This window comes from Mycobacterium sp. E3298, from assembly GCF_001666895.1.
GTDB lineage: Bacteria > Actinomycetota > Actinomycetes > Mycobacteriales > Mycobacteriaceae > Mycobacterium.
Genome location: NZ_LZJB01000102.1, coordinates 1 through 8260, shown reverse-complemented (window position 1 = coordinate 8260; position 8260 = coordinate 1). Strand labels below are relative to the sequence as shown.

The following is an 8260-nucleotide window of genomic DNA, read 5'->3' as shown; positions in this document are numbered from 1 at the left end:
GGCGGTCAGGATGTCGTAGTCGGCAATCTGGATCTGGAAGGAGGAGACCCCGGGCAGGGTCCCTGCGGGGGCACGGATTTCGGCGGGGTAGTTGGGCTGGGTCGCCAGGTCGTTACCGAAAAGCGCTGCCTCGGACGTGAACCGGTCGCCGGTGAGCTGCATGCCGTCGCCGGAGTCCCCGGCGAAGCGAATGACGACTTGTTCCAGGCGCTGACGGTCGGATCCGTTCCGGCGAGCGGCCCCTCCCCGGGACGACTCGTTGTGAGAATCAGACCCGGCTCCGCTGCCGTTCGGATCCACGTATCCGCCTTCCATTCGTTACCGGATAGGCACTTCGCTGGAGTTTTAGGTTACGCGCCAAAAGAGTGGCGTCCCGCGCCCTCAAGCTGTGTGTCACTGCAAGTACCAATTATGGCACTTCTCTAAGGGGTGTATGAGCGTCTCTGGTGCATTACAGATGAATGCTTCAGTGTAAAAAGCCGAAGTCAGGGCGGGAATGGTATGCCTCAGGTCAAAAACTGTGTTATTGGTCACGTCGGCGGGGCGCCGACACCGAGTTCCCTTGGCGCCGTTTCCGGCATCGCGACCAGGTACAAAATCAGGGCCGCCGCCGCGAGCGTTCCCAGGAAGGCGAAGGCGGCGTTGTAGCCGGCGGCCACCACGATCCAGCCCGCGACGAGGTTCGACACCGAGGCGCCGATCCCGGTCGCGGCGGTCACCGCGCCCAGGCTGACGTTGAACCGGCCGCTGCCGTGCGTGACGTCCTGGACTACGAGGGGAAACAGCGCCCCGAACACGCCGGCCCCGACGCCGTCCAGCAGTTGCACCCCGACCAACCAGTACGGGTTTGGCGACAGGGTGTAGAGGAATCCACGCGCGGCCAGGACCGCGAAACCGGTCAGGAAGATCGGCTTGCGTCCCCACGAATCGGCCTTGGCCCCGGCCAGATAGGCCACCGGCACCATGACCACCTGCGCGGCGACGATGCAGCCGGCCATCAGCGCCGTGCCGACGTCCCTGTTGTGCAGCGCCAGCAGCTGGCCTACCAGCGGCAGCATCGCCGCATTGGCGAAGTGGAAGGCGACGACGGTCGCGGCGAAGATCATCAGCCTGCGGTTGTGCAGCAATGCCGCCATCCGGGACGGCGTCTCGTGCGGGGCTCCCCGCACGTGGTCCATGCCCCGCGCGACGTCGTGGTCGATCGCGTCACCCGGAATCCTCAGCGCGGCAAGCACACTGGTGGCCGCCATGACCGCAAGCACCCAGAACACCACCACCGGCCCGAAAAAGTAGGCCAGACCGCCGGTGATGGCGGCGGCCGACGCGTTGCCCGCGTGGTTGAACGACTCGTTGCGCCCGATCCGGCGGGAGAAGAACCGGGGCCCCACGACGCCCAGCGTGATGGCGGCCAGCGCCGGGGCGAAGACCGAGCCGGCGATGCCGGTCACGGCTTGCAGCACCGAGATGGAGTACCGGCCGGGAAACAACGGCATGGCCAACGAACCGGCGGTGACGGTCAATGCGCCGCCGATGATCAGCGCCCGCTTGGCGGTGCTCCGGTCCACCAACGCGCCGGCCGGTGCCTGCGCGACGATCGCCCCGATCCCCCCGACCGCCATGACGAAGCCGATCGACGCCTGGTCCCAATGGTGAGCCAGCAGCAGATAAATCGAGAGATAGGGACCCAGCCCGTCACGCACGTCGGCGAGCAGGAAGTTGAGCAGGTCCAGCGCACGAGTAAGCCGGCGCGGTACGGGGCTGTCGGTCTCAGCGGCGGCCGGCATGGGGATCTAGTACCCAAATGCGCGGCCGGTCGACCGCAAGGCGTTAGGCGCTCTTGTCGCGGCGCTCGGTGCGTGACGGCTTGCGCGGCACGATCGTCGGCAGCACGTTGTCCTGCACGGTCTCCTTGGTCACCACGACCTTGGCGACGTCGTCGCGGCTCGGGATGTCATACATCACCGGCAGCAGGACCTCTTCCATGATGGCCCGCAGGCCGCGGGCGCCGGTGCCGCGGTGGATGGCCTGATCGGCGATCGCCTCCAGCGCGTCGTCGGTGAACTCAAGCTCGACGCCGTCCATCTCGAACAGCCGGGTGTACTGCTTGACCAGAGCGTTCTTCGGTTCGGACAGGATCTTGACCAGCGATTCGCGGTCCAGGTTGGTCACCGAGGCAACCACCGGCAACCGCCCGATGAACTCTGGGATCAGGCCGAACTTGATCAAGTCTTCGGGCATGACCTCGGCGAAGTGGTCGGTGGTGTCGATCTCCGCCTTCGAGCGCACCTCGGCGCCGAAGCCCAGGCCGCGCTTGCCGACGCGTTCGTAGATGATCTTCTCCAGGCCGGCGAACGCCCCAGCGACGATGAACAGCACGTTGGTCGTGTCGATCTGGATGAACTCCTGGTGCGGGTGCTTGCGGCCGCCCTGCGGGGGCACCGACGCCTGCGTGCCCTCCAGGATCTTCAGCAGCGCCTGCTGCACGCCCTCACCGGAGACGTCGCGGGTGATCGACGGGTTCTCGCTCTTGCGGGCGATCTTGTCCACCTCGTCGATGTAGATGATGCCGGTTTCGGCCCGCTTGACGTCGTAGTCGGCGGCCTGAATGAGTTTGAGCAGAATGTTTTCCACGTCCTCACCGACGTATCCGGCTTCGGTCAGCGCGGTGGCGTCGGCGATGGCGAACGGCACATTGAGCATCTTGGCGAGCGTCTGGGCCAGGTAGGTCTTGCCGCAGCCGGTGGGGCCGAGCATCAGGATGTTGGACTTGGTCAGCTCGACCGGCTCGTGCCGGGAGTCACGACCCTTCTCCCCCGCCTGGATCCGCTTGTAGTGGTTGTAGACGGCGACGGCCAGCGTCCGCTTGGCGGTGTCCTGCCCAATGACATAGCCCTCCAAGAACTCCCGGATTTCGACGGGCTTGGGCAGTTCGTCGAGTTTGACGTCGTCGGCGTCGGCGAGCTCCTCTTCGATGATCTCGTTGCAGAGGTCGATGCACTCATCGCAGATGTACACACCGGGACCAGCAATGAGCTTCTTGACCTGCTTTTGGCTCTTCCCGCAGAACGAGCACTTCAGCAGGTCACCGCCGTCTCCGATGCGCGCCATGGTGCTGAGGGCCTACTTCCTTTTCGCCGTTCGTCTAGCTGTGCCGCATGTATCCCCCGACGCTACCCGCTAGATCGGGCCCGACGCGACCATTAGGGCCGAATCGCGTCGGTGGTATTCATGCGTGTTCGTCTTGATGAAACATATAGCCAGACGGCGCCCGTCACTCGCGAAAGACGCGCTTTGCGTGTCTTTGGCGTGTCGCGGTCGTTACCCGACCGAGGCTGGTGCGCCGACCGATTCCCACTTCCGCTGGAGATGCCGGCCCCGGCGAAGCCCGGGCAGATCCCCAAGAAATCACCCTACAGTGGCCGGGTGGGATTGGCTCTGATCAGCGGATCGGTAGTGATCAGCGATGGTGGCTTGGCCACGGAGCTGCAGGCGCGCGGTCACGACCTCTCCGACGCATTGTGGTCGGCGAGGTTGTTGGCGGACGATCCCCGCGAGATCGTCGCCGTGCACGCCGGCTATTACCGGGCCGGCGCCGCGATCGCGACGACGGCGAGCTATCAGGCGTCGTTCGAGGGCTTCGCGTCCCGCGGGATCGACCGGGACGAGGCCGCCGAGCTGCTGCGCCGCAGCGTCGACCTGGCGAAGACCGCCCGTGACGAGGTGGGCGCCGGCGGGCTGCTCGTCGCCGCCTCGGTCGGGCCGTACGGCGCGACGCTGGCCGACGGATCGGAATACCGGGGGCGCTACGGGCTGTCGGTGGCGGCTTTGCGGCGATGGCACCGGCCCCGGCTGGAAGTGCTGGCCGACTCGGGCGCCGACCTGTTGGCGTGCGAGACCGTGCCCGACGTCGACGAGGCCGAGGCACTGGTCGACCTGGTCGCCTCGGTCGGCGCGCCGTCCTGGCTGAGCTACACCATCGATGGCACCAGGACCCGGGCCGGCCAACCGCTGGCGGAGGCGTTCGCGGTCGCCGCCGGGGTGCCGGAGATCGTCGCGGTCGGTGTCAACTGCTGTGCACCCGCGGACGTCCTGCCCGCGATCGAGATCGCCACGGCGGCGGCCGCCAAGCCGGTGATCGTCTACCCGAACAGCGGCGAGCGTTGGGACGGACGGGGCTGGGCGGGGCCGCGGACCTTCTCCGCGGCGCTCGCCACGCAATGGCTTGCGGCCGGGACGAGCATCATCGGTGGCTGCTGCCGGGTCGGGCCGGCCGACATCGCCGAGGTTCGCCGAGCGTGCTCTGAGGGCGGTAAATCGGCTGAAATCTCGCCATGAGAGCACGTTCGCCGAGGAGACTTAGGCGGTCTGCGCGGAGAGCTTCCGGTACTCCAGCACGGTGTCGATGATCCCGTAGTCCTTGGCCTCTTCGGCGGTCAGGATCTTGTCGCGGTCGGTGTCCTTGCGGACCGTCGCGGCGTCCTTGCCGGTGTGGCGGGCCAGCGTGGTCTCCATCAGCGTGCGCATCCGCTCGATCTCGGCGGCCTGGATCTCCAGGTCGGAGAACTGGCCCTGGATCACACCCTGAAGCGACGGCTGGTGGATCAACACCCGAGCGTTGGGCAGCGCCATCCGCTTGCCGGGAGTCCCCGCGGCCAGCAGCACCGCCGCGGCCGAGGCGGCCTGGCCCAGGCACACCGTCTGAATGTCGGCGCGCACGTACTGCATGGTGTCGTAGATCGCCATCAGCGAGGTGAAGCCCCCGCCGGGCGAGTTGATGTACATGGTGATGTCGCGGTCGGGGTCCAGCGACTCCAACACGAGCAGCTGCGCCATGATGTCGTTCGCCGAAGCGTCGTCGACCTGGACGCCGAGGAAGATGATGCGCTCCTCGAACAGCTTGTTGTACGGGTTGGACTCTTTGACGCCGAAGCTCGAGTGCTCGATGAACGACGGCAGGATGTAGCGCGCCTGCGGCTGGATGGGGTGCTGGGTGCTCACTGGGCTTCTCCGTTGGTGATGTGGCTGGCGCGGGTGATGATGTGGTCGACGAATCCGTATTCGAGGGCCTCCTGGGCGGTGAACCAGCGGTCGCGGTCGGAATCGGCCTCGATGCGTTCGATCGTCTGCCCGGTGAATTCGGCGTTCAGCCGGAACATTTCCTTCTTGATGACGTGGAACTGCTCGGCCTGGATGGCGATGTCGGCCGCGCTGCCCGTCACCCCGCCCAGGGGCTGGTGCATCAGGATGCGCGCGTGCGGAAGCGCGTAGCGCTTGCCCTTGGTGCCGGCCGCGAGGAGGAACTCGCCCATCGAGGCCGCCATGCCCATCGCATAGGTGGCGATGTCGCAAGGAGCCAGCACCATGGTGTCGTAGATCGCCATGCCGGCGCTGATCGATCCGCCCGGCGAGTTGATGTACAGCGAGATGTCCTTGTCGGCGTCCTCGGCGGCGAGCAACAGGATCTGCGCGCACAGCCGGTTGGCGACCTCGTCGTTCACCTCCGAACCCAGGAAGATGATGCGCTCGGAGAGCAAGCGCTCATAGACCGAGTCCGTGAGGTTGAGCCCCTGCGAGGGCGAACGCATGTCAGACACGACTGGGTTACCTGCTTTCTCGAGTTCTTCTATTCACCGACACTAACCAACCTGGCCCACTGTTTCGCGCCCACGCTCCCCCTCAATCGGGCGCTTTCGCTCACAGCGTCAAGACCCGGTCACTCCGCCTCGTCGTCGGAGCCTTCGGTTTCCAACGCCTCGTCGGCGTCCTCGGCCTCCTCCGCCTCGCCGGCCGGCTCAGCTGCGTCGGCCTCCGAACGCTTCCCGAAGAACTCGTCGGTGTCGATGGTGTCGCCCTTGGTGTCGGTGACCGTCGCCGCGCGCACCACTTCGGCGATGGCCAGCCCGCGGCGCACGTCGGCGAACATCGCCGGCAGCTGGTTGTTCTCCTGCAGGTAGCCCAGCAACTGCTGCGGCTCGATGCCGTACTGCCGAGACGTCGCCACCAACCGCTCGGTCAGGTCGTCCTGGCCCACCTGCACCTCGAGCTCGTCGGCCAGCGCGTCCAGCAGAAGCTGCCTGCGGACGTCGGTCTCCGCCGCGGTGCGCGTCTCGCTCTCGAACTCTTCGCGCGTCTTGCCCTGGCCCGCGAGCGCCTCGTCCAGCCTGGCATCGTCGTGGTCGAGGCCGTGCAACGCGCCGTGAATCGTGCTGTCGTATTGCGCCTGCACGATCGCCTCGGGAAGCGGCACGTCGACCTGCTCGAGGAGCGTGTCCAGAGCGGCGTTGCGGATCTCGTCGGCCTGCTGGGCGCGCTTCACCCGTGCGACCTGGTCGCGCAGGTTGGAACGCAGCTCCTCGATGGTGTCGAACTCGCTCGCCAATTGGGCGAACTCGTCGTCGGGCTCGGGGAGCTCGCGCTGCTTGATCGACTTGACGGTGACCGTCACCTGGGCGTCCTGCCCGGCGTGCTCGCCGGCCGCCAGCTGCGCGGTGAACTCCCGGGACTCGTCCACCGAGAGACCGATCAGCGCGTCGTCGAGACCCGCGATCAGCCGGCCCGAACCCACCTCGTGGGACAGGCCCTCCGCGGACGCCCCCGGCACCTCTTCGCCGTCGATGGTGGCCGACAGGTCGATCGAGACGAAATCGCCGTCGGCGACGGGCCGGTCGACCCCGGTCAGGGTGCCGAAGCGGGCGCGCAGCGACTCCAATTCGGCGTCGACGTCGTCGTCACTGACCTCGACCGGATCCACCGAGATGGTCAGCGCGCTCAGGTCGGGAAGCTCGATCTTCGGGCGGACGTCGACCTCGGCGGTGAACGCCAGCTCCTGGCCGTACTCCTTCTTGGTGACCTCGATCTCGGGCTGGCCGAGGGGCTGCACTTCCGATTCCACGACGGCTTGCCCGTACCGCGCGGGCAACGCCTCGTTGACGACCTGGTCGAGCAGCGCCTCGCGGCCGAACCGGGCCTCCAGCAACTTCGCCGGCGCCTTGCCGGGGCGGAAGCCGGGCAGGCGCACCTGCTTGGCCAGCTCCCGGTAGGCGCGCTGGAAGTCGGGCTCGAGTTCGGCGAACGGCACCTCCACGTTGATGCGGACCCGGGTGGGGCTCAGCTGCTCGACGGTGCTCTTCACGGGGGCGCTCCTCGGTGGTCGTTCCTGGCGTTCGGTGGCCGTGTGCATGCGGCAGTGGTCGTGCTGGTCGGGGTGACAGGATTTGAACCTGCGGCCTTCCGCTCCCAAAGCGGATGCGCTACCAAGCTGCGCTACACCCCGCGCTGACCTCGATGATCCTAAGGCCCCGTAGGGCCGGGTTGGCCACAGGCTTCGCGACGACGTCGCAGACCCTCACGGAGCGATCACAAGACCGCGTCGATTAGATTTGATCTTCGTCGACAGCTACAGTCACGCTCGACTAACACATGCGGGCGTAGCTCAATGGTAGAGCCCTAGTCTTCCAAACTAGCTACGCGGGTTCGATTCCCGTCGCCCGCTCTGGATTAAGGATCTGCTCCTAAGAAAGGCGCCATGAGCGACCTCGAAACGGCCGCGGCAATCCAGGGGTCGTGCGCGCCGGAATTCGTTGGAGTGCGCCACGCGTTCGAGCGGAATTTCACAGTCGGTGATGAAGTCGGCGCGGCCGTCGCCGTGTGGGTCGACGGCACGCTCGTCGTCAATCTGTGGGGCGGCTGGGCCGACGCCGCCCACACGCGACGCTGGCGGCAGGACACCCTGACCACGGTGTTGTCCGGCACCAAGGGTCTGTCGGCCACCTGCGTCCACCAGCTGGCCGACCGCGGCGAACTGGACCTGCAGGCCCCGGTGGCCCACTACTGGCCCGAGTTCGGGCAGGCGGGCAAACAGGACATCACGCTGGCGATGGTGATGAGCCATCGCTCGGGCGTGATCGGCCCCCGCACCCGCCTGCGCTGGGAGGACGTCGCCGACTGGGACTTCGTCTGCGCACAGCTGGCCGCCGCCGAACCGTATTGGGAGCCCGGCACCGCCCAGGGCTACCACATGACCACCTTCGGCTTCATCCTCGGCGAGGTCTTCCGGCGGGTCACCGGACGCACGATCGGCCAATACCTGCGTACGGAGATCGCCGAACCGTTCGGCGCCGACGTCCATATCGGGTTGTCGCTGGCCGAACAACGGCGCTGCGCCGAACGCGTCAACAAGCCGCACGCCCGCGACCTGCTGGCCGATGCGCAGGCGCCCGGCTACCCGACGAGCCTCACCGAGCACCCCAAGGCCGCCCTG

General features: G+C 67.0%; 7 protein-coding genes, 2 tRNA genes and 1 pseudogene. 3 read left to right on the top strand and 7 right to left on the bottom strand.

The window, feature by feature from the left end; all coding sequences use genetic code 11:
- From A9X05_RS29375 to clpX, 3 genes and pseudogenes are all read right to left on the bottom strand, one after another.
- Positions 1-300 (bottom strand): annotated as a pseudogene (locus A9X05_RS29375) (2-oxoglutarate ferredoxin oxidoreductase subunit alpha); the annotation flags it as partial.
- A 230-nt stretch (positions 301-530) separates the two neighbouring features.
- Positions 531-1784 carry an MFS transporter gene (locus A9X05_RS04705; RefSeq protein WP_067749514.1) on the bottom strand — a complete coding sequence of 418 codons (1254 nt, stop codon included), beginning with the start codon at positions 1782-1784 and terminating at the stop codon, positions 531-533.
- A gap of 43 nt (positions 1785-1827) precedes the next feature.
- Complete coding sequence (clpX, locus tag A9X05_RS04700; protein ID WP_055400128.1) at positions 1828-3108, bottom strand: ATP-dependent Clp protease ATP-binding subunit ClpX; 1281 nt, start codon at positions 3106-3108, stop codon at positions 1828-1830.
- A 321-nt stretch (positions 3109-3429) separates the two neighbouring features.
- On the opposite strand from clpX, the gene mmuM reads away from it, so the two are divergent.
- On the top strand, positions 3430-4335 hold the full coding sequence (gene mmuM / locus A9X05_RS04695; protein ID WP_197498929.1) for a homocysteine S-methyltransferase: 906 nt from the start codon (positions 3430-3432) through the stop codon (positions 4333-4335).
- A gap of 21 nt (positions 4336-4356) precedes the next feature.
- On the opposite strand, the gene clpP2 is transcribed toward mmuM, so the two are convergent.
- The 4 genes from clpP2 to A9X05_RS04675 form a co-directional block, all read right to left on the bottom strand.
- On the bottom strand, positions 4357-4998 hold the full coding sequence (gene clpP2 / locus A9X05_RS04690; protein WP_067275408.1) for an ATP-dependent CLP protease proteolytic subunit ClpP2: 642 nt from the start codon (positions 4996-4998) through the stop codon (positions 4357-4359).
- Positions 4995-5585 (bottom strand): ATP-dependent CLP protease proteolytic subunit ClpP1, encoded by a 591-nt coding sequence (clpP1, locus tag A9X05_RS04685; protein WP_067749511.1) that lies wholly within the window; start codon positions 5583-5585, stop codon positions 4995-4997. Before clpP1 ends, clpP2 begins: the two co-directional genes overlap by 4 nt.
- Positions 5586-5713: 128 nt before the next feature.
- Positions 5714-7132, bottom strand: coding sequence for a trigger factor (gene tig / locus A9X05_RS04680; RefSeq protein WP_067749509.1), 1419 nt, complete (start codon positions 7130-7132; stop codon positions 5714-5716).
- A gap of 64 nt (positions 7133-7196) precedes the next feature.
- A tRNA-Pro gene (locus tag A9X05_RS04675) sits at positions 7197-7273 on the bottom strand.
- 148 nt (positions 7274-7421) lie between these two features.
- Between A9X05_RS04675 and A9X05_RS04670 the strand changes: the two genes are divergently transcribed.
- Both A9X05_RS04670 and A9X05_RS04665 read left to right on the top strand, forming a co-directional pair.
- A tRNA-Gly gene (locus A9X05_RS04670) sits at positions 7422-7492 on the top strand.
- A gap of 33 nt (positions 7493-7525) precedes the next feature.
- On the top strand, positions 7526-8260 hold a 735-nt coding region (locus A9X05_RS04665; protein WP_156736461.1), incomplete at its 3' end, for a serine hydrolase domain-containing protein.